Origin of the sequence: Parabacteroides sp. ZJ-118 (genome assembly GCF_011038785.1) — a bacterium.
Taxonomy (GTDB): domain Bacteria; phylum Bacteroidota; class Bacteroidia; order Bacteroidales; family Tannerellaceae; genus Parabacteroides.
This window is the reverse complement of sequence record NZ_JAAKDT010000010.1, coordinates 24,077-45,495: the sequence shown is the minus strand read 5'-3', so window position 1 is coordinate 45,495 and position 21,419 is coordinate 24,077. Positions and strand designations below refer to the sequence as shown.

The 21,419-nt window shown below is 48.2% G+C and carries 17 protein-coding genes; 2 read left to right on the top strand and 15 right to left on the bottom strand.

Annotated elements, in window-relative coordinates; translation table 11 throughout:
* Nucleotides 1–2,106: an outer membrane beta-barrel family protein gene (locus G7Y39_RS04730; protein ID WP_165155573.1), complete on the top strand. Its 2,106-nt coding sequence runs from the start codon at nucleotides 1–3 to the stop codon at nucleotides 2,104–2,106.
* Between the two features lie 63 nt (nucleotides 2,107–2,169).
* On the opposite strand, the gene G7Y39_RS04725 is transcribed toward G7Y39_RS04730, so the two are convergent.
* From G7Y39_RS04725 to G7Y39_RS04655, 15 genes are all read right to left on the bottom strand, one after another.
* Nucleotides 2,170–3,591, bottom strand: coding sequence for a sialate O-acetylesterase (locus G7Y39_RS04725; protein WP_165155571.1), 1,422 nt, complete (start codon nucleotides 3,589–3,591; stop codon nucleotides 2,170–2,172).
* Between the two features lie 31 nt (nucleotides 3,592–3,622).
* Nucleotides 3,623–4,819, bottom strand: a complete 1,197-nt coding sequence (locus G7Y39_RS04720) for an AGE family epimerase/isomerase (protein WP_165155569.1) — start codon at nucleotides 4,817–4,819, stop codon at nucleotides 3,623–3,625.
* Entirely contained in the window at nucleotides 4,812–6,206 is a 1,395-nt protein-coding gene (locus G7Y39_RS04715) for an MFS transporter (protein WP_165155567.1), read from the bottom strand. Before G7Y39_RS04715 ends, G7Y39_RS04720 begins: the two co-directional genes overlap by 8 nt.
* A gap of 18 nt (nucleotides 6,207–6,224) precedes the next feature.
* A complete protein-coding gene (locus G7Y39_RS04710) occupies nucleotides 6,225–7,397 on the bottom strand; it encodes a glycosidase (protein ID WP_165155565.1) in 1,173 nt (390 codons plus the stop codon).
* A 98-nt stretch (nucleotides 7,398–7,495) separates the two neighbouring features.
* Nucleotides 7,496–8,602, bottom strand: coding sequence for a glycoside hydrolase family 26 protein (locus tag G7Y39_RS04705; RefSeq protein ID WP_165155563.1), 1,107 nt, complete (start codon nucleotides 8,600–8,602; stop codon nucleotides 7,496–7,498).
* An 85-nt stretch (nucleotides 8,603–8,687) separates the two neighbouring features.
* Nucleotides 8,688–10,154, bottom strand: a complete 1,467-nt coding sequence (locus tag G7Y39_RS04700) for a PD40 domain-containing protein (protein ID WP_165155561.1) — start codon at nucleotides 10,152–10,154, stop codon at nucleotides 8,688–8,690.
* Between the two features lie 6 nt (nucleotides 10,155–10,160).
* Entirely contained in the window at nucleotides 10,161–11,930 is a 1,770-nt protein-coding gene (locus tag G7Y39_RS04695; RefSeq protein WP_165155559.1) for a DUF6057 family protein, read from the bottom strand.
* 7 nt (nucleotides 11,931–11,937) lie between these two features.
* Entirely contained in the window at nucleotides 11,938–13,410 is a 1,473-nt protein-coding gene (locus G7Y39_RS04690) for a PD40 domain-containing protein (RefSeq protein ID WP_165155557.1), read from the bottom strand.
* Entirely contained in the window at nucleotides 13,407–14,972 is a 1,566-nt protein-coding gene (locus G7Y39_RS04685) for a DUF6057 family protein (RefSeq protein WP_165155555.1), read from the bottom strand. The genes G7Y39_RS04690 and G7Y39_RS04685 overlap by 4 nt, the downstream gene beginning before the upstream one ends.
* Nucleotides 14,956–15,558, bottom strand: a complete 603-nt coding sequence (locus G7Y39_RS04680; RefSeq protein ID WP_165155553.1) for a DUF4369 domain-containing protein — start codon at nucleotides 15,556–15,558, stop codon at nucleotides 14,956–14,958. Before G7Y39_RS04680 ends, G7Y39_RS04685 begins: the two co-directional genes overlap by 17 nt.
* Before the next feature lie 184 nt (nucleotides 15,559–15,742).
* Entirely contained in the window at nucleotides 15,743–16,870 is a 1,128-nt protein-coding gene (locus tag G7Y39_RS04675) for an aspartate aminotransferase family protein (protein ID WP_165155551.1), read from the bottom strand.
* 14 nt (nucleotides 16,871–16,884) lie between these two features.
* The gene (argC, locus tag G7Y39_RS04670) at nucleotides 16,885–17,853 is read right to left on the bottom strand and encodes an N-acetyl-gamma-glutamyl-phosphate reductase (RefSeq protein WP_165155549.1); all 969 of its coding nucleotides are present in this window, start codon (nucleotides 17,851–17,853) and stop codon (nucleotides 16,885–16,887) included.
* Nucleotides 17,850–19,049 carry an argininosuccinate synthase gene (locus G7Y39_RS04665; protein ID WP_165155547.1) on the bottom strand — a complete coding sequence of 400 codons (1,200 nt, stop codon included), beginning with the start codon at nucleotides 19,047–19,049 and terminating at the stop codon, nucleotides 17,850–17,852. Before G7Y39_RS04665 ends, argC begins: the two co-directional genes overlap by 4 nt.
* 38 nt (nucleotides 19,050–19,087) lie before the next feature.
* Nucleotides 19,088–19,681, bottom strand: coding sequence for a GNAT family N-acetyltransferase (locus G7Y39_RS04660; RefSeq protein ID WP_165155545.1), 594 nt, complete (start codon nucleotides 19,679–19,681; stop codon nucleotides 19,088–19,090).
* A gap of 29 nt (nucleotides 19,682–19,710) precedes the next feature.
* Nucleotides 19,711–20,151, bottom strand: a complete 441-nt coding sequence (locus G7Y39_RS04655; RefSeq protein WP_165155543.1) for an arginine repressor — start codon at nucleotides 20,149–20,151, stop codon at nucleotides 19,711–19,713.
* Nucleotides 20,152–20,598: 447 nt separating this feature from the next.
* On the opposite strand from G7Y39_RS04655, the gene G7Y39_RS04650 reads away from it, so the two are divergent.
* A complete protein-coding gene (locus tag G7Y39_RS04650) occupies nucleotides 20,599–21,393 on the top strand; it encodes a M48 family metallopeptidase (protein WP_165155541.1) in 795 nt (264 codons plus the stop codon).
* The last annotated feature ends 26 nt before the right edge of the window (nucleotides 21,394–21,419 follow it).

Here is a 21,419-nt window from a genome sequence, read left to right as displayed (position 1 = left end):
ATGAGACAAATTTTACTTCTTTTAGGGGCCGCTTTATTGGCTATGCCGGTATTCTCGCAGACTCCTGCCGATACGACGCTTGCGATCCGGGACATAGAGATTCAGGGTACCCGCTTCGCCGGGTTGAGCGAGAGAGACGGGATGAAAATCTTGCGGGTAGATAATAACTTGAGTAGCGTTACCAATACGGCGGCGGACGCTTTCCGTCAATTGCCCTCTGTCATAACCGATATAGAAGGAGCCGTTGCATACAGGGGCTCCGGTAATGTAGGGATGTTTATCAATGGGGTTCCTTACGGCTTGCTGGAAGAATATAGCGGTGACGTGTTGATCCAATTGCCTGCCCTGTTCTTTAACCAGATCTCATTAGGGGCTTTTCCTCCGATTAACGTGGTGCCGGATGGCGACGCGGGCATACTCGATCTGGTGCCTCGTAGGTATGGAACCGGAGATTCCCCTCTGTATGTCTCGCTTGGGGCGGGATGGAATGAGCGATATAACGTGGGTGCGGTATTGAATTTGCATCCCGGAAAATTCCATATCAACGCGAAATACAATTATAGGAGGGAATACCGGGAACGATCTTTCAGCAAATCGACCGCGACCGCTAAAAACCGGACGGAAATGAACAATAACGCTACGGCTCGTCCGGACGTACATGTGGCGGATATGAAAGTAGATTATGATCTTTCCGCGAAAGACCGGATCACCGTGCATGGCCTGTATCATTTGATGGATTATAGCCGGTATGGACGCATTAACAACCGGGTATTCAACCCGAAAGGGGAGCAAATGAAGTACGTGATCCGTAACCGGTATAACGACCAGCGCCAGGAGGCTTATGCCGTCGAAGCGTATTGGAACCATGCGATCGCGGAGGATCGAGGCTTTTATGCCGTATTCAACTCGAATAATTTCTCGTATGATGAGGATAATGATTTCAAGAATGAGAATCCTCAAAACGGGCATATCGTCTCGGAGGATAACCAAGCTATCGACCATACGAAACATAATTATTTCTGGGGATTAGGATATGGGCAGGAGATCGGTGGCTGGGACTTCAAGGTCGGTTATATCGGTCGCATGCGAAACGAGGATTATTTTACGACCGTTTCTGATATCGTAGAGGGTCGTATGGATTTGAATGAGGCGAAATCGTATGATTACGATTTCAACCGTTACCTGAATTTGATCTATGCGGACGTGGTTAAGAATTGGGGCGCTTTTAAAGCGGAGATAGGGATGCAGGTGGAATTTAGTCATTTTAAGATGGATGAGTTCAGTCCTTCTTGGATCAACGACCCTTATTGGCAGGGGATAAAAGACAAAGAGAACAAGAGCTCCCGTTTTCATTTGTATCCTCGCGCCCGTTTTACTTATGAGGTGAATAGGAGCAATCGCTTAAGCTTGAGTTATCAGCAACGGGTAATTCGTCCGAACGGCAGTTATTTGTGCTCTTTCTTGAATAAAAGTGATCCTACCTATATCATACAGGGAAATCCGGACTTGAAGGACGAGTTTATCCATCATGTAGAGCTGGGATATCAGTTCTCGGCTCCCCGTTTCCGTTTGACTCCGGCTATTTATTACCGGAATCGTACGAATCGTATCATGGAGACCGCTAGCCAAGTAAATGATGAGACGGTTTGGAAGAAAGAGAATATCGGGCATAGCCAAGCCCTCGGAGCCGACTTGTCCGGCAGCTGGAATCCGGTACGTATCTTGACGGTCGGTTTCTCCGGGGATATCTATCGGGACGAGATCGACGGGCGTACGATAGGCTATGACGCGAAGAAGTCTCTGGTTTGTTGGGATGTCAAGGGGAATGTAAACGTAAGTATTACGTCGACTACGGATTTTCAGGTAGACGGCTTCTACGTCTCCGACCAACTTACGCCTCAAGGTAAGATCAAAGGCCGTTATAGTGTAAATGCCGGTCTTTCTCAGTATTTCCTCAATCGTAAATTATGCGCGAACTTAAGTATCAACAATCTATTCGATAGCTTGGAAGAGACAACGATCATTGACGCTCCGAACCTGGCGATGACGCAGAGACGCAATCGCGATGCCCGGGTAGCTTGGCTTACGTTGACTTATAATCTATAAGGGTCTTGTCCGGTCCGACACCCAACATGCTTTCCGGTGTCGGACCGGTATCTTCCCCCTTTTTTATTTATCCGTTCGGAATGGAAGCATCGGTAATCCTTGTACGTTTTTCAAGTTGCCAATTTGGAAATTCCGGAAGCCATAACGAACAGCTTTGGGGGCTTTTACGCCCGGAGCTGAGACAATAACGGTCTTCTTGTTAGCGTCCATGGTCGCGTTTGCTTTGTGGAAACGCATGTCTTTTCCGGCTATCTCGAAGCCTATGATCCCGTTATCTCGATTGAAGCCATCTTCCGCGTTCTTGAAAAAAAGAGTGACTTTGTCTTTATCGATCTCCATATGATCGTATTGAGGACCCTCGCAGGCGATGGTTGTATAGCCATAAGTCTTGTTTAGAGCCATATAACAAAGACGCTCACCGATCTTTTGTTTCTCTTTAGGGTGAATTTGCCGTTTCTCGTAATCCTGTACCAGATCGTTCGTGGAAATAATACCGCTATTGGGGATCAATTGGGTCGCCTTGTATTGCTCTTCACGAAGGTACGCGGCTTGGTCTCCTTCCCCATATTCGTAAGGGGCGATTTCTACCTGGTAGAAAGGCAGTTCTTTTTGTCCCCATAATCCTCTCCAATGTTCTACCATGGTCGCCAGGCGTTTAGCGTAGTCCGGATGTCCGACATTTGACTCCCCTTGATACCATAGGAAACCTCTGACCGTGTATTTGCTGGCTGGTTTCAACATCCCGTTATACATGATCATAGGTTGCAACATCGGATGGATTTTCTCGTCGTTACCCGCTAAGGATAGATCGATATCGCTGTAATTTAACAGGATGTCTTTGGGTAACCAACCTTCAACCGTGGAGCCGCCCCAGCTGCAATTGATGATACCTACCGGTACGTTCAATACCTCGGTCAACAGGGTTGCGAAGAAATAGGCAGTAGCTCCGAAATTCGGGGCGTTTCTCGGATCACATACTTTCCATTCGCCACCTACCGGATAATCTTTCGGCTCCAAGGCTCCGACCCGTTGGATCGTAGCATAACGGATCGAGTTCTTATATTTCCCGGATGTGGCGATAGCTCGGTTACCTCCCTCGATAGGGCAGTGCCAGAAACCTCTTAATGGCATTTCCATATTGGATTGGCCGGAACCGAACCATACCTCGCCGATCAGAAGATCATGCAAGACAATCTTCTCTTGTCCATTCTCTAATGTAAGCTGTTGCTTTTCGAAACTGGCCGAAGGGGTCTGAATCCAGACTTCCCATGTGCCTTGATCGTTTACTTGGGCGGTGTATTCCGTATTGTCCCAAGAATTACGGACTTTCAGGCTCGAATTGGGGGTGGCATTTCCCCAAAGCCGTACTTTAGTGGCTTGTTGAAGTACCATATTATCACCTATCAAAGCCGGAAGCTTGATCTCGGCGAGCAAATGAGTACTACAAATAAATAAAGCGATTAGTAAAAGATTGATCTTACGCATATGAATAATTGTTTTAAATAGAAAATCCTAATTATGAGATCGTACGTTCGATAATTTCCATGCACATGCGTCCATTGTGATAGGGGCATTTCCAGAAACCAGCTTTGTCATCCTCACGATTGATCTCGTGATCAAGTGATACGCTCCAATGCCATTCCCCATGTTCCTTATCGATTAAATAACGCTGAATGAATTTCCAGCATGTATAGGCTGTGCCTAAGGCCGGCTCATCTCCAAAGTGCTGATATAGGTTGAAGTGGCCCACTACATTTTCGGCTTGTACCCACCAATGCAGGTCTGTGTCGGCTTTCTTCTCATTCGGATGATACTCGTAAATGAGGCTGCCGTTCGCTAATAACCCGTCTTCGGCCGCTATCGCTATTTTTTGGACCAAAGGCTCTACTCTCCGGAGAATCTCGTCATCGCCCAATTCGATAGCGGCCTCATGCAGCAACCAAGATGCCTCTATATCATGGCCGTAGGAGATGATACGGTATTTACTTTCCCAATCCTCGTTGAAAAAGAGGTTTAAATGATAGGTACGGTGATCCAAAATTTTGTCGGTGAAAATCAGGATCAAGTTCCGGAGTTGTTTCTTGAGGCGCTCGTCTTTCCATACCCGGTACAAGTTGGTATAAGGTTCGAGGATATGCAGATGGGTGTTCATCGTTTTTTTCTCATTCTCATCCTTGTCACTGAGTCGCATATCCTCTATCAGCTTCCAGTCTCTCGTAAAGGCTTCCATATAACCGTTCTTTTCCGGGTCGAAACTGTATTGCTCGATCGCTTTGAAGAGACGGATCGCGTAATCCAGCGCTTCTTTATCTCCGGTAGCCCGGTTGTACTCGCTTAATCCGTAGATGGCGAACCCTAAGGCATAGATTTGCTTCTTGGTTTGCGCGGGTTGACCGGTATAGTCCAATTCCCAGTAAATGCCCTCGAATTCTTGGTCGTAGAATTTATCGATAAGGTAGCGTTTGGCACGGGTCGCCGTTTCCAGATACTCCGGCTTTCGTAATAAACGGTATGCGGCGGAGAATGTCCATAGGATACGAGCGTTCAAGATAGCGCCTTTCGGGGCATGTACGACTCGTTGGTCGTTCCCCTTGATTTGCCCGTGGAAGCCGCCATACTTACTATCTATCATTTGGTTCATCCAAAAGGGAAGGATATTGTTCTCTAGCTCCCATTGAACCTCGTTTTGTAAATCTTCGGCGATTTTATTCATGTGTTTTTTCCTTCCTTTTGGTTTCTAACGTAGCGGTGATTTCCTTCATGCTTGTCTCGCTAAGCGGGTAGAAGGCGATAAATACAACGGAAAGGATCGTCCCTACGGCCGGTAAGAAGCTGAGGAACATCTTGATTCCGCTAATCGTTTCCTCGCTTTGTACGGTGTTGGCCTGAAATCCGAAGAAGGCGAGTAGCCAGCCTGTGATAGCCGTACCGATCGCCCATCCGAATTTCTGGCTCATGGAGGAGGAACTGAAGATCAATCCTGTGGCACGATTCCCTGTTTTTAGTTCTGAGTAATCCGTGCAATCGGCATACATCGACCAAAGTAGGGGGAAAATACTGCCGGCGCAAATACTGATGAATACTTGGAACGTGAAGATCAGGGCAAGATCCGTCTTGTCGAGCCAGAAAAAGAGAATGCTTAAGACCGAGGCGATCAGCATGGCGCCCATATAGGTTCTTTTCTTTCCGATCCGGTTGCTCAATGGGGCGGCCAGGATTACACCGATAATGTTAGCCGCCTGTCCTACTGCTAGATATAATCCGCTTAGGACGAAGGAGACTCCGAAAAGAGATATATTGGCATAGGTTTCCTCTACGATAAAGTACTTGAAATAATATACGGTAGCCCCGTCACGGATGGAATTGAAAACCAAAGCGGAGACACCTGCTCCCAATAATATCCACCAAGGCTTGTTGTGCAATAGGTCTTTCAAGTCTTCTTTTAACGAGCCTTGCTGCTCCTTAATCGGTTTTACCCGTTCTTTTGTCCATGCGAAACATCCATAAAAGAGAATGGCGCACAGGACGGCGATCACTACGACCGCTAGGGTCCATCCATGCTGTTGGTCCGCCAATTCGTCGCTATTTCCGCTAAAGAAACGCACCATCGGCATGAATAGCAAAAGGGCTATGAAACTACCGATATAAGCGAAGACCATGCGGTACGTAGAAAGGGTATTACGGTCTTGTGGCAATGGGCTCATGACTCCAAGTAAGGATGCGTAAGGCACGTTTATGGCGGAGTAAACCATCATCATCAAGGAATAGGTGATATAGGCATAGATCAAATTGCCTGTCTGCCCGAAAGAAGGAGTCGTGAAAGTGAGCACTCCGATAGCGGCGAATGGGATCGCCAGCCAAAGTAAATAGGGGCGAAACTTTCCCCAGCGTGTTTGCGTACGATCTGCCGCGACACCGACTATCGGGTCAAATACAGAGTCCCATACACGAGTTATCAAGAACATCGTACCTACGGCTGCTGCCGGTAGTCCGAATACGTCCGTATAGAAAATCATCAAGTAAGCGCCAAACAGTTTCCAGAACATGGACGATGCCATGTCTCCGAAACCATATCCTATCTTCTCTGTTAGTTTAATCATATGAGTGGTTTTTGTGGATTATTTCAAGAGTGAAAGATTTCGATCAATCAGCTTTTTCAGTGTCTCGACAGATGCGGTCGTGGTCAACCCGTCGGCCGGAGTGTTCATGCAATAATCTACCAATTTATCGATTGTGGACACAGCCACGTGCATACGGGTATCGGAAGACGCGTAGTAGATATATACGGTTCCGTCCTCATCCGCGATCCATCCGTTGGCGAATAAAACGTTGGATACATCGCCAATTCGTTCTTCATTTTCCGGAGCCATGAAATAACCGGCGGGTGTGGCGATAGGCTTCGTGGGATCTTCCAACGAGGTCATATACATGTAAAGTACGTAACGTAATCCGGCGGCGCATCCCCGTACGCCATGGGCGAGGTGTAACCAGCCTTTCGGGGTCTTGATCGGGTGGGGACCTTCGCCATTTTTTACCTCCTTGATCGTATGGTAGTAACGTTGGTCGATAATGGTTTCTTCCTTGACTTCGGCGTGCGTGATATCATCTACCAAGGCCCATCCGATACCTCCGCCACTTCCCGCGTCGATAAATCCGTCTTGAGGGCGGGTGTAAAGCGCGTATTTACCATTTACGAATTCCGGGTGTAATACGACGTTGCGTTGTTGGCTCTTAGTCTTCAAATCCGGAAGACGTTCCCAGTTTTTCAAGTCTTTTGTCCGGGCGATGGCTGCCGTGGCGGTTGCCGAGGACAAATCTCCGGGAGCAGCGTTTGGGTCATGGCGCTCGGCGCAAAAGATACCGTAAACCCAACCATCTTCATGGGCGGTCAGGCGCATGTCGTAAATATTTGTGGCTGGGACAAGATCGTCCGGCATGGTTACCGGATACTCCCAAAAGCGGAAATTGTCTACTCCGTTCGGGCTTTCGGCCACGGCGAAGAAAGATTTACGGTCGTTTCCTTCTACACGTACCATTAATACATATTTGCCATTCCATTTAATTGCGCCGGAGTTCATGGTCGCATTCATTCCGATGCGCTCCATCAAGTAGGGGTTTGTCTTTTCATTCAGGTCATATCTCCAGTAAATCGGGGTATGCGCGGCTGTCAGTACAGGGTGTTGATAACGGGTAAAGATTCCGTTCCCGTCTTCTAAAGGAATATTTTTTCGGCTTAACAAGGCTTCGTGTTTAGCGAAGAGTGCGTCTACTTTCTCTTGGAATTGTTTCATGATGCTTTTGCTTTAAAGATATCACCAGATGGAGGAGAGACGGGGCATGCCCCGTCTCTACGACTGGATATGACGTGCTTTATCTGTTATGTATGATGTTATTTATAGAGGTCGATGTCGGAGGTGAATAATGTTTTCGGATTTTCAAAGAACTTCTTGAAATCCTTGGCTGAGGTTTGTCCGGGATAGGGGGCAAAGTAGTGAGTGACTCTCTCTCGGGCGTTTCTCCACACCAATACATAAGCGACCGGATATTTCTCCAGGGCAGGCAGCAGGGTTCCCGTCCACCATGTGGAATCTGGTACCCCTTCGTAGCCAGTCTCCGTGACCGCTATGATCTTACGGTTGGCTTTGCCTATGCTGTCTATTACGGAAAGACTGGTATCCATGCTTTTCAAGAAAAAATCCTTATCTTCCCGTTGGTAAGCGTCAAAGCCTAGGACATCGATCAAGTCATCTCCGGGGTAACGTTCCAGGTAAGACGCCTGATCCTGCGGCTCTGTACCCGTGGAATAAGCGTATACGATCTGGTCTGTCGCCCCGTGAGCGTTTAGATAATCGGCGGTCATTCGCCATAGCGCCTTGTATTCATCTGCGGTACATAAATCCTGTCCCCACCAGAACCAACTTCCGGTGTGTTCGTGCCAAGGACGGAACAGAACCGGGATCTTGGTGCCATCGCTTGTTTTCAAGGAAAGGATGAAATCACACACCTTGCCTAGCCAGCTTTGGAATTTTGCGTAGTTCTCTCCTTCCGGAAGGATCGATTTCACGACGGCATGATCGGATACGTCCCAGGCGTCCCCTCCGGTTTTAGGGTTACGGGCATGCCAACTTAAGGATACCAAGCCTCCCCGGTTGTATTGGTGGATGATTTCTTGTCGTATTTTCTCGAACGGTACTTTATCCAGGCTTTTATCTCCTCCGAGTTCGATCTCTCCAAGATCAAAGCTGATAACGGCCGGATAATCGCCGCATACTTTCTGCACGTCTGAACCTCCCTCCTCAAATTCCCATCCGATGCCATAAACCGTATCATCGTGATGTCCGAACATGATTCCTTTTTGTGGAATCGCACGCAGGTTCTTTATGAGACGTTCTCTCGGCGAAACCTGCTCGGTTGCCGGCTCCTGTCCTTTCTTCGACGGTGAACAGGCGACTAATGCCCCTAGGCATAACATAGTGATTAATTTCGTGTACTTCATGATAACTGTCTTTCTTTATGAATGCGAATGTAAGAGGTATCGGGCAGACAATCTAATATTATTTTATCGGATAGTGGTATTATTTCTATTTCTTAGCTTGTACCTGTATACGCTCTTTTGAGGTTATCTTCTTCCTGAATACTTTTGTGTCCAATTGGATCGGGGTATTGACGAAATCCGGGACATTATAGGAATAGACCGAGCGATCGTAATAGGTCTCCGGATCTTCTTGGGGAAGGAGAAAGGGCTTGCTTATCTTGCCATTTTCATCCATGCTTGCCAGGTAAAGGCGGGTATAAAGGCCGTCACCCCGGCGGCTACTGAAGACAAACCAACGGGAGTTGCCGCTCCAGTTGTGAAAGCTTTCGGTATCATCGCTATTTACCTCGGATAGCTTGCGGAGGTTTCCGCTTGTCAATTCCAGTAACCATAGATCCGCCTCTTTATGCCAGATCGAAAAGTTTCCGTAATCAGATAAGGTGAACATAATATATTTGCCGTCATAGGAAGGACGGGGAAAAGATACGCTTTTTCCTAAAGCCTCGGCGTTCACCAACGTATCGATACGGCTCCCGAATGCACCGGTGGAGGGATCGAAATCGATACGACATAGGTTATATCTGATCTCTTTATAGGCTTCCGGAATCTTTCTAGCTTCGGCGGAACAAAAGTAAAGCGTACGACCATCCGGGGAGAAGGCGGGGAAGGTCTCGAACCTGTCTTTCTTTTGCAAGGAATCGCAAAGGAGCAGATGATGGTCTGCCGGATGGTAAACGACTACATCAGATTCCAGATCCAAGACTTCTACCCGCTCGTCTTTAACCGTATGGAACGATTGCCGGGTGTTGTTCGTGGAATACGCTATATATTCACCTCCGGGATGCCAGTAGGGATAGACACAGGCAGTGATTGTCCGGTCTGTTTTCGTGTTGAGGTATTCATCCTTATTATCAGTTCTCATAAAAGTGGCCCCATGCGTCCCTCGGATATGAAGGCTGAAATAGCTCGGGTCCGTACGGTTGAAGGCATGGCAGTTTACGCACATACCTTTGACCAACGTGTTTTCCACCAAGGGCCTTTCTTTATGAGACGATAGATCACGCTCATAAATGCCCATACGACTATAGACTTCATAGCCGGGAGCGATCTTCCGGTATGCCAAACCGTAATCGATCGGGTAGGGGCTGATGTACATGGGGAAAGGTTTGTAAGTACTCCATCGACCCTTTTGCTGGATACTGACAGTAAAGAGTAAACTATCGCCTTGATTGGAGGTGAGCAGTTGTTTCCACTCTTTTTCCGGGAATTTGACATGCCGCCTTGCGTTTATATGTACTGCTTTGCCTTGGCGTCCTTTTACGATAACATCGATCCGCTCATAGGAGGTATCCGCATAAGAGAAATTCATAGGAGCTATCGTGGCGGGAATTGTCACCCCGATGTAATCCGGATAGATGGACGGGTATTTCTCTATTTGTTCGGGGGATACCACCGATTCCTCACAAGCGGTGAATAACGCCACACATATATATAGTAAGATAAGTTTTCTCATGGTCATTTATTTTCTGAATAATAAGTAATACCAAAATGTCTTCTCATATTTCGGGCGAAGGATAGGCTCGGAGTTTTTTTGTGTCACATAAACACGGGCGAACTCGCTTACCCCTTCCAATACATTGCGGGAAATGCTCCAAGGAAGGCCTTGGAAATTAGGATGCTGCTGTGTCCAAATGAAGATCAATGCCTCTTGGTAAGAGATGGGTATGTGGTTATAGCCCAGGTCTTTTCCCAGCGGATAATATTTCATGAAACGTTCCAGATCCTTCTTTTGCAAAACGTAGGCTAACATATACTCGAAAGCCATCCGGTTACTTTTGTTATGTTGCAGTAATAAACCCAGCATGACATCCATTTCCGTGTCGCTGAACAAGAAATCTTCCGTATATCGGGCTTCCCTCAGCCATCCCCATTCGGGATGTTTCTCTATTTTTTCATCGTTATTCAGATAGCTCATGGCATGGGTCGCCCATTTCTTATAGAACAAGGTCTGCTGCAAGGCCCGCAGGTATTTGGCGGCAACAGCGTATTGTCCATTGATCAAATTGGTCTCCGCCAGCCGCATATAGGCACGTCCGCTTTTCTTATAGTCGGGGATAGCCTCCATCGCCTCGAACATATAGCGTTGCGAGGAGTTGATCATTCCCAGATGATAGAATATCTCGCTGGTTGGGAGCGGTGAGATAAAATCTCTTTGGAAGGCCGGGATCAACCCTTCTGTTCCATTCTGGTAGAAATGAAACATGCGATCCCCTAATTGTCCGGTCTTGGCGAGAGCCAGATTCAGGCAGGTCACGGAGAAGGGAGAATCAGGTTCTTTGTTTTCCGCCGCCTTGATGATCTTATTCCATTGTTTCATGCGAGTGAGGTAATCGTATTTCAAGACCTCCTCCTTATCCGGATTGCCGGCGGCATAGATCCATGTACCGCCACCGATAAGAATCAAGGTGGGGATAACAACCCTCCAAGCCTTGGTACCCTTTTCCGGTGGGGGAAGTAAAGCGAGTGCCCCGGGAATCATGGCTACGGTAACGATTGACAGTAATAGCGTATTGGGAACGATCATGGGGAAACGGTAATAATCGATGCCGACCATGAGGCTAAGCAATGGATATTGCGTGAGGCTTTGTGCCAATAGGGGGCATAGGATTCCAAGCAAGATGTAGACAGGAATCCATAGATTGGATTTCTTGGATGCGGCTGGCACGAATTTGATGCAATGCCCGATTGCTACTCCGATCACGAAGATGAAATAGGCTCCACCACCTACCACCCAGTAGAGTATCGGCATCATTAGGAGCGTATAGATGATTTGTCCCCATGGATGAGCGATTTTTCGCTGGATGATTAGAGCGAGGAGGGCGAGTGTTATGGAGATGGGAAATGCCAGCAGGGCATTCTCATCACATAAAAACACCCAGAGCAGGATGGAGGGGAGAAAACTGAATGGATACCAGAAGTCGGAAGCCCCCATTTGTTTGGCAAGCCAGTTTATTTGCCGTTGGATAAGCACGAGGACGATCGCCAAGATCACAGCTCCTGCCCAAGCGAAATAATAGAACTGCGTCAGGAACTCCGCTATATATTCCGCGATACCTCCGGGATAGAGGCATTTGTCGATTCCATATTCCGGCGTGAACAGAAATAACTGGAATTGTTCGTGGTAATGTAAATGATGGGGATAATAAAGTCCCCAAAACAGGCAAATCGCACCACCGAATAATAAGGAGGCGATCCCTCTCAGGTACCTATGTTTATGTGTATTTTCCATGATCCTGTTATTTAAAAATCTCGGCCTCCTCGTTGTAGTAGATCTCTTGTACATCTTCTGCGTCGAAAGGAAGCTCGCTGGTGGATAATTCAGGTATATTATAAGATTTTAACGTGATATCGTAATGTTCCGGGTCCTTTTGCGGGAGTACGAACGGTTTATAGGCTCTTCCGGCACTATCCACGTAAGAGAAATAAGGCTTTCCGTACAACCCATCATCCCGCTTACTGGCAAAGACAAACCAATGGCTATTCGAGGACCAGCTGTGGTAGGTATCCGATTTATCGGAGTTGACGGCAGGTAGGGTATCTATCTTCCCGGTCTGTAGGTTCATCATATGCAGATCTGTTTCCCGGTGCCAGATCGGGAAAGTCCCATAATCAGCTACCGTGAAAAGCAGGTATTTCCCGTCGGGCGATATCTTGGGATGGCAGGCGGAGCCATTATGCTTTCGGGCATTCCATACGGTCTCGATCCGTCGGCCCCATTCTTTGGTGTCTTTATGGAAAGATATGCGGTGTAGGGAATATTTTAGGCTATGGATACTATCGGGCAATGGCTTGAGGGGCGCGGAACAATAATAGATCCAATTCCCATCGGGAGAGAAGGTAGGGAAGGTCTCTAACACATCCTTCCGGCTAGTCAAAGGGGAGCTGATGAGTTGTTGTCCCCTGAAATCGGCGACAACTAGGTCGGAAGTCGTGTCATAGACTTCCAATCGCTTACTTCCTTGCGAATGAAAAGCGGGGATGATGATATTCGTGGAAAAGACGGCGAATTGCCCCGATGGATGGAAATCGCCATAGACAGCCCCGTTCGGCAGACCGTCGTTGCTCAGTTTCAATTTCCTCAAGTATCCGTCACGGTTCAGCAGGGTGCCTCCCCGTTCTCCCCGTAAATGAAACATGGATAAACTTCCCTTCTTATTTCCGTAAATATGGCAGTTCACACAAGAACCATCGGTATCTTTATTGTCGGCGATGACCCGTTCCTTGAAGGTCTTGATCTCCCGTTCGCGCAATTGGATCTTGTTCCATACCTCGTAACCCGGTTCGATGAGCCGGTAGCTTATATAATTATCCAGTTCCTCCTGGACTACTTGCCAGTAGAAAGAGGGGTAGCGGAGCCATTTGCCCCTGATACGGGCGACCACGGTTATTTGCAGGCGGCTGCCCACCTCCTGTTCTAGGAGGTTTTCCCATAGAGTTAAAGGGAAAATGGCTTTTTCCCCGAAAGATAATCGGATCTCCTTTGATTTCCCCTTTAAGGTTACTTGCATAGCGTCCGCATCGTTTCTCAATAAGAAGTTGAGCGGGGCGATATTCGCGGGGATCCGGATATCCGTATAATCGGGATACATGGGGATCGGGTCTGTGGTATCCTCTATTTGCTTCGGGGTAGGGGTACATCCTGTCAACAAGCAGATGATCCAGACGAGGCAATAGATTGTGTCTCCTTTTAGGCTTCTTGTCTCTTTCATGGCTTATTCTCCTTTCCGGATTCTGTGGTCGCAAAATGATAATAGAACCAATAGGTCTTGTCGTATTTCTCTCTCAAGCTCGTGTCCTTTGCCTCATAAAGCCGAGTATAATCGGCGAATCCTTTTGCTGTCTCTACCGGTATTTGGTATTTTATAAGCTCTTCCGCACGGATGTTACCTTTGCGGGCGAGATTGATCAGCATGGCCTCGGCGAAGATAGGACTGGATACCTTGCCCGGCACATAATCTTCTGCAAAGGAATGGAGATCTTTGGAGAGTAAATGATAGCAGAGCAAATATTCGTAAGCGCACAGGTTCCCGGCGTTTGAGGCGACTAAGTTCCGTAAGGAAGTCACGGCATCATTACCGGAACGCAGTGGGTCTTGGGCCGGGATGTCTCTACGTTTTTTCTCCAACCAATCCATTACCTGCGGGGTCTGCTGACCGGGCATTCTCTTTTCGGCCCAGCTTTTATGAAGCAGTGTCTTGTCTAATATACGCAAATATTTAAGAGCCGCCCCATCATCCCCATTGACCAGATTGATCTCAGCCAGCCGTTTTATCATACGGCTGCCTGAATTGCGGGGAGAGAAGATCATACTTAGCATGGCACAATGCTCGGCCATGGTCATATCTCCTACCGCGAGCCACAACTCGTTGGCGAATAGGATAGAGAGGAAAGACGCGGATGGATTCACGGGGAGGATCAATGCTTTCGTGCCCGGTTGATCCCACGCCAGGAGGTTCCGGGAGAGAGATCCGGGTAAGTTGGTCTCGGACGGATACGCGGCGTTGTACAGGTTTCGGTAGTAGGTAGCCCAAAGGATGTGGCGGTCTGTCTCGAGATATTTTCGCATCTTTTGTATATTCCCGAAATAATGTTCCGCATCGAGGCTGAGTACATACTCCCGGTCGAGATCCGGTTTACTCCACCAGGTGGTAGCGGGATATGAGGTCGCCGGAAGAAGCAATATACCCGCCGCGAGCAGGGCACTTAGCTTTTGATGGTGCGCTATGACTCCGGCGGCCAACATAAGGGCGAGACAGAGCCATGCCCCGTACCCGAAACACCAATAGCAAAGAAGCATGGCGGGAATACAGGAGAGAAGACGCTGCCCCTCGGTTTGGCTCCGGCTATATAAAAGGAAAACACCTTCCGCACCGATCAAGGAGAGAGTCGCGGACAACGGATAGGCGAGTCCGCAAGACCTTCCTGTCTCCCATAATACAAGCAGTATCATAAGAGGAAGGGCATATTTCTTGCCGACGAATTGCCGGAATGTCCGGTAGGTAAGCAGGGCGAATAACGTTAAGACAACGCTTAGGATGAACGGGCCTCCCCCGATATAATAAAAGAATTGCGTAAGGAAATCGCCGGCGAGACAAGCCAGCCACGCTCCCTCCTGAAAATATCCGCGGAGAAACTCCTCGCTGTACAAGAACAACATCATTTGCTCTTTGTGGAACAAATGATAGGGGTACATCCGGAAGAAGAAAGCGAAAATCGCTATCCCCAATACCGCCAGCGTGATCGACAGATCTTGTTTAAAGATTCGCTTCATCCAGTTCCCTCCGTTGTTCTTCGGTCAAGGAGGGCTTTATCATCTTATAGAGGAATTTCCCGACCGTTTGGTGGATATGTTCTTTCATGAATGCGTAATTAAAAGCTTGCGTCTCTACTCGCAAGGAGTCCCACGCCTGCTTGATGCGGCCGGAATCTTCCGGCGAGCAAGTCTTAAGCGCAGTCCGTAAAGCATAAGATTCGCCATCGGTCTTTTGTTTCCGCTCTTTCCAATGCTGCAAGGCATCGTTTTGCGCGGTACCGGAGGCCGAGCTGATGGAGTCTATCCGTACCGAGGTCACGCCCGGTTCCGTTACGACCAGTAATTCTTGGAACTTGAAACGCAAAAGGATGCGCATACGGAGGACCTTCATCTCTTCTCCCGTCCCTTGGAAAGTAAATCGTGCGTTCTCTATCCTCGTAGAATCGATATTTTCGATCGAGGCGTTTTCCATAGGTGCCAAATAAACCCATTCCCCATCCTGCTGCGTGGTGGGTAAGGTGCCTTCTAGGATGTATTGGGAGTCGTTAGATTGACAGGCAATCAGGCACAACAAAGTGAATATTCCTATAAATAGATATTTCATCAATCGTGTTCATTAGTAATTGAAGACTCAAAGTCTAGACCGCGTAAAGTTAGTGTTTTTTCGGGAAAAGGAATGGTGTTTTCATGACAAAGGGTGATACTTAACTTACGTAGCCGTCGGGGGAGGTATGAAAAAAGGAGAACGCTGATTAAGACATCCTCCCTTTTTATGAAATAAAGAACAATTAAGCGTTTAGGACTTTCTTGAAGCGACGGATAAATTCCCGGGCCTCATCCATTGTCAAACAAAGCGGAGGAAGCAGACGGATCGTATGGATTCCGGCTACGCCTGTGAACACTTTCTCCTCAAAGAGAAGTTTGCTACGCACCTCCTTGATAGATTGCTCGAACTCGATACCGATCATCAAACCGCGACCCCGAATTTCCTTGATACCCGGAAGCTGGTGAAGCTCGTCCAATAAATAGGCACCCACTTTCGCCACGTTATCAATCAAACGCTCGTCTTCCATGATATCCAGAACGGCGATAGCAGCTGCGCAAGCCAAATGGTTACCGCCGAAAGTAGTGCCGAGCATACCGTAAACCGGCTTGAATTTCGGGCTGATCAATAACCCGCCCATCGGGAAGCCATTGGCGATACCTTTCGCTACCGAGATCAGATCCGGTTTGATGCCGGCATACTGATGCGCGAAGAATTTACCGCTTCTTCCATATCCGGATTGAATCTCATCCACGATCAGACAGGTCTCATAAGTCGTACACAGATCGCGTAACTCGCGCATGAAATCATCCGTTGGCAATTGGATACCACCTACACCCTGGATACCTTCGATGATCACGGAAGATACATCCCCCTTCTTCAACGCTTCCTCTACGGCGGGAGCGTCGTTCAATGGAAGATAAGTAACCGCCAGATCCTCATTGACCGGAGCGATGATCTTCGGGTTATCCGTCACACGTACGGCGGCGGAGGTACGGCCATGAAAGGCGTGCTTGAATGCGATCACCCGCTTTTTCCCGTTGTGAAAAGAGGCCAGTTTTAACGCGTTCTCGTTCGCCTCCGCTCCGGAGTTGATCAAGAACAACGAATAATCATCGTAGCCGGAAGCCTTCCCTAGCTTATCCGCTAATTTCTGTTGCAAGCTATTTATGACCGAGTTCGAATAAAAGCCTAATTTATTTACCTGCTCGGTGATCGCCTTTACGTAAGCAGGGTGGCTGTGACCCACCGACATCACGGCATGGCCGCCATATAAATCGAGGTACTCATTTCCCTCGCTATCCCATACATGACATCCTTTGCCTTGTACGATCTCTATATTAAATAATGGATATACGTCGAATAAATTCATCTTTGTCGTATTTTTTAAAACGCTGAGGGTTTCAAGTGCAAGCCTACTGTCTCTTCCAACCCGAACAATAAGTTCATGTTGTGGACCGCTTGGCCGCTGGCGCCCTTCAATAAGTTATCGATCATAGAGATGATAAGAAGCTTACCATCTATTTTTTGTAAGTGGATCAAGCATTTATTTGTATTTACCACCTGTTTCAAATCCGGGTTCTTATCGGTGATAAACGTGAAGCTGTGATCCTCATAGTATTCCTCATAAATACGTCGGATCTCCACCAAGTCGATCTTGCAATCGATGTACGTCGTGGCGAATATGCCGCGGGAGAAATTACCGCGTACGGGGATGAAGTTGATTCGGCTTGAATAGCTCTTCTGCAACTGGCTCAGGCTTTGGTTGATCTCGGCCAAGTGTTGATGCGTAAAAGGCTTATAGATCGATATGTTGTCGTTGCGCCAGCTAAAGTGAGAGGTGGAAGAAGGCTTCACGCCCGCTCCCGTGGATCCCGTGATGGCATTGACATGCAAGTCGGAATTCAGCATCAAGTGCTTCGCCAGCGGCAACACGCCCAATTGGATGCAAGTCGCGAAACAACCGGGGTTCGCGATATGCCGGGCGTCGCAAATCCGGCGGCGGTTTAATTCCGGCAGGCCGTATACGAAATCGTGCTCCGGGCCTTCGATCCGGTAGTCCATGCTCAAGTCGATAATCTTCACGTTCTTGGGAATCGTGTGGCTCTCCATGAACTTCTTCGTATCGCCATGAGCGGTACAGAAGAACAGTAGGTCGATGCTATCTAACGGCAACTCGCTGGTGAACACCAAGTCCGTTTCGCCATAAAGACCGCCATGCACGTCCGTGATCTTGTTACCGGCGTTACTGCTACTGTTTATAAATGTAAGCTCGGCATCAGGGTGGTTTAGGAGCAGGCGGATCAATTCACCCGCCGTGTAACCCGCTCCGCCTATAATTCCGCATTTAATCATATCTCCTCGTCTTTATGGTTTGTATAATAAACACGCAACGGAGTGGAAAGAACCTTGATAAAGCCTTTTGCGTCCTCGGCGGTCCAGCCTTTCTGCATCTCCCCGTACTCACCGAATTTCGTCTTTACCAAGTCGTCTTCAGACTCTACGCCAACGGTAGAGAAGGACAACGGGCGAAGCTCCAGAATAGCCGTACCGTTCACGTTACGCTGAGACTCTTGCAGCATCGCCTCGATATCGCGCATCACCGGTTCCAGATATTGGCTTTCGTGCAAGAACATGCCGTACCAGTTCGCTACCTGATCCTTCCAGTATTGTTGCCATTTGCTCAACGTATATTTCTCCAGGAAGCGGTGCGCCCCGATAATCAACATCGGAGCGGCAGCCTCGAAACCGACGCGCCCCTTGATACCGATGATCGTATCGCCCACGTGCATATCACGACCGATACCATAAGCGGCCCCGATCTTCTCGATCTTCTGGATAGCGGCGACCTTATCCTCGAACACCTCACCGTTCACGGCATGAACCTCACCGTTCTTGAACTCAATGCGCAATTGCTCGCTACCGGTCTTTTCCACTTGTTTCAGATAAGCGCTCTCGGGCAATCCTTGCGCGGAATCGAGGATCTCGCCACCGCAGATAGAGGTTCCCCAAAGACCTACGTTGTAGGAATATTTCAACTTCGTGAAATCAGCCTCGAAACCGTGCTCCTTCAAGTAGTTGATCTCAAAATCACGGCTCAAGGCCATATCGCGGGTCAAAGTGATAATCTCCACGTTCGGGGCCAATACCAAGAAAGTCATATCGAAACGGATTTGATCGTTACCCGCTCCGGTAGAACCATGAGCGACAGCGTCGGCGCCAATCTCGTTCGCGTAGCGGGCGATCGCCAAAGCTTGGAAGATACGCTCGGAGCTCACGGAGATAGGATACGTACCATTACGCAGCACGTTCCCGAAAATCATGTACTTCAAGCTCTTCTCGTAATACTCTTTCGTAACGTCGATCGTCACGTATTTCGTGGCGCCTAGCTTATAGGCGTTCTCCTCGTTTTGTCTCAATTGTTTCTCGCTGAAACCACCGGTGTTAGCGCAAGCGGCGTACACCTCGTATCCTTTTTCCTTCGCCAGATACATGACCGTGAACGAGGTATCCAAACCTCCGCTGAACGCTACTACTACTTTCTTCTTCATTGTTTCTTTATTTTAGGTTGTTCTTTTATCGTATTAATTTAGTCTTTTTTAGCCTGATCGCGAGCCTCCCGCTCTCGTTGCGCACGATGCGGATCGGCCGGGTCGAACAGCATAGCCGTGCAGATGCAATACTTACGCCCGGTGCGTTCCAAGATATCATGGTTCACGCAACCGTTGCAACCCCGCCAGAAAGCCTCATCGTCCGTTAAGTCGGAGAACGTTACCGGTACATATCCCAATTCGGTATTCATCTTCATCACGGCAGCGCCGGAGGTGAGGCTGAATACCTTCGCTTTCGGCCAGCGCATGCGGGCAAGCCGGAAGGTCATGTCCTTGATGCGTCTCGCTATGCCCAAGCCCCGGAAATCCGGATGCACGATCAAGCCGGAGGTAGTCACGTACTGTTTGTTTCCCCATGACTCGATATAACTAAACCCGGCGAACTCGTTTCCCGCCAAGGCGATCACCGCTTTGCCCTCTTTCATCTTCTGGGCCACATACTCGTGCGTACGTTTGGCGATACCCGTGCCCCGGACTTTAGCGGCAGACTCGATCGTCTCCAGGATCGTATCCACATATACCTCATGAGAGGCTTCAGCGATCATAACATCAATTTCTATTTTTTGTTCCATCTTATTGTTTTGTTCTTAGTTTTTCCCTTTTATATGAAATGTGATAAAGCGGCAATCACCTCCTCTTGGCTTACACCGTCGCGGGGGATTACCAAGATCGTATCATCTCCGGCTATGGTGGCCAGTATCTCGCTAGGAGCATGGGAGTCTATGTCCGAGGCGATTCCCATGGCGTAACCCGGTCGTGTTTTCACCACCGCCAAATTGCCGGAAAACTCGATATTCGGCCTGTTCTTGTCTTCCGGCCGTGCTTGTTTGCTTATACTCTCTTCGGGAAGGCGATATACATAATCTCCGTTCCCGTCGTGTACCTTGGCTCCTTTCAGTTGCTTGATGTCGCGGGAAAGCGTAGCTTGCGTAACCGAGAATCCGCTATCTTCCAATTCTTTAAGCAGTTCTTCTTGATTACTTATCACCTTCGTCTGTATAATACCGCAAATGGCATCCAATCGTTCCTTCTTTGTACTCATGTTGTATATTTATGCGAAACAGGCTGCAAATATAAGGAGTGTTATTGAATAAATATTCATCTAAGGGCTTTTTTCTATCTATTATTCACGACTTTTCATTCAAAATGCTTTCGCTTTCTCAAAAAGACTCTTATTTTATGGCGAGAACGGTTATAAGCTAAGCCGACAACCGGCACAGTATTGACCATACATCGTTTTCACTCGCCGTTTTATACTTAAATGATGTTTTTTTAATGTACGCACGCACATTAATATTGCATAGAATGTCTCCATCAACAAATAAGCAATGTTTCGGGTAGATTGGTAATCTTTTTGAAGGAGACTCAGATCATAGGAAAAGGCCAATACTTCCTATAGAAAGGACGAAAGGATGTGGTCGTTTTGAACAAAATGGTAGTATCTTCGCGTTATTAAAAAAGTATCAAGTTTAATTTCAAATAAAAGGATATGAGAAAAATAGCAAGTTTATTCGTGGCCTTGCTTTTGTTGGCAGGCTGTTCCAGCGTACCGTTGACAGGACGTAAGCAAGTGCTGTTGGTTTCGGATCAAGAGGTGTTGTCGTCCAGCCTTACCCAGTATAACGATTATATAAAGACGGCGAAAAAATCGACGAACGCGAACAAGAGCGCTATGGTAACCCGGGTAGGGAAGAGGATAGCCTCCGCTACGGAGGCGTATTTGCGCGCGAACGGGATGGCGGATGAGGTGAAAAACTTCGCGTGGGAGTTTAATTTGGTGAATGATCCGCAGGTGAACGCCTTCTGTATGCCGGGCGGTAAGATCGTGGTGTACGAGGGGTTGTTGCCTTTGGTTTCCTCGGACGATGAATTGGCTGTGGTCATCGGACATGAGGTCGCTCATGCCGTAGCGAAACACAGCAATGAGCGTATGAGCCAGCAACTAATGGCCCAATATGGGGCGGCGATTTTAGGCGCGGCCGTAAGCAATAAGAGCGCGGCGGTACAGCAGGTGGCCAATACGGTATATGGTGTGGGAGCGCAGTATGGCGTAATGCTTCCGTTCTCCCGTAAGCACGAGTCGGAAGCGGATTATATGGGGTTGGTATTCATGACTATGGCGGGATACAATCCGGACGTGGCGGTCAACTTCTGGCAAAAGATGTCCGCCGGAAAGAGTGGCTCCACTCCGGAATTTATGAGTACGCACCCCAGTGATGCCACCCGTATAGCGGAGATACAGAAAGCGCTCCCGGCAATCAAGGCGAAATACAAGAAGAATTGAATATTAAAGGCAAGCCTCTAATACTC

Bases quoted from the DNA above. Each gene is read 5' to 3' on its own strand.
- G7Y39_RS04705 (WP_165155563.1), bottom strand. From the start codon at position 8,602: ATGAAGTACACGAAATTAATCACTATGTTATGCCTAGGGGCATTAGTC.
- G7Y39_RS04655 (WP_165155543.1), bottom strand. From the start codon at position 20,151: ATGAGTACAAAGAAGGAACGATTGGATGCCATTTGCGGTATTATACAG.
- G7Y39_RS04660 (WP_165155545.1), bottom strand. From the start codon at position 19,681: ATGGAACAAAAAATAGAAATTGATGTTATGATCGCTGAAGCCTCTCAT.
- G7Y39_RS04725 (WP_165155571.1), bottom strand. From the start codon at position 3,591: ATGCGTAAGATCAATCTTTTACTAATCGCTTTATTTATTTGTAGTACT.
- G7Y39_RS04730 (WP_165155573.1), top strand. From the start codon at position 1: ATGAGACAAATTTTACTTCTTTTAGGGGCCGCTTTATTGGCTATGCCG.
- G7Y39_RS04665 (WP_165155547.1), bottom strand. From the start codon at position 19,049: ATGAAGAAGAAAGTAGTAGTAGCGTTCAGCGGAGGTTTGGATACCTCG.
- G7Y39_RS04690 (WP_165155557.1), bottom strand. From the start codon at position 13,410: ATGAAAGAGACAAGAAGCCTAAAAGGAGACACAATCTATTGCCTCGTC.
- G7Y39_RS04680 (WP_165155553.1), bottom strand. From the start codon at position 15,558: ATGAAATATCTATTTATAGGAATATTCACTTTGTTGTGCCTGATTGCC.
- G7Y39_RS04695 (WP_165155559.1), bottom strand. From the start codon at position 11,930: ATGGAAAATACACATAAACATAGGTACCTGAGAGGGATCGCCTCCTTA.
- G7Y39_RS04650 (WP_165155541.1), top strand. From the start codon at position 20,599: ATGAGAAAAATAGCAAGTTTATTCGTGGCCTTGCTTTTGTTGGCAGGC.
- G7Y39_RS04700 (WP_165155561.1), bottom strand. From the start codon at position 10,154: ATGAGAAAACTTATCTTACTATATATATGTGTGGCGTTATTCACCGCT.
- G7Y39_RS04710 (WP_165155565.1), bottom strand. From the start codon at position 7,397: ATGAAACAATTCCAAGAGAAAGTAGACGCACTCTTCGCTAAACACGAA.
- G7Y39_RS04720 (WP_165155569.1), bottom strand. From the start codon at position 4,819: ATGAATAAAATCGCCGAAGATTTACAAAACGAGGTTCAATGGGAGCTA.
- G7Y39_RS04715 (WP_165155567.1), bottom strand. From the start codon at position 6,206: ATGATTAAACTAACAGAGAAGATAGGATATGGTTTCGGAGACATGGCA.
- G7Y39_RS04675 (WP_165155551.1), bottom strand. From the start codon at position 16,870: ATGAATTTATTCGACGTATATCCATTATTTAATATAGAGATCGTACAA.
- argC (WP_165155549.1), bottom strand. From the start codon at position 17,853: ATGATTAAATGCGGAATTATAGGCGGAGCGGGTTACACGGCGGGTGAA.
- G7Y39_RS04685 (WP_165155555.1), bottom strand. From the start codon at position 14,972: ATGAAGCGAATCTTTAAACAAGATCTGTCGATCACGCTGGCGGTATTG.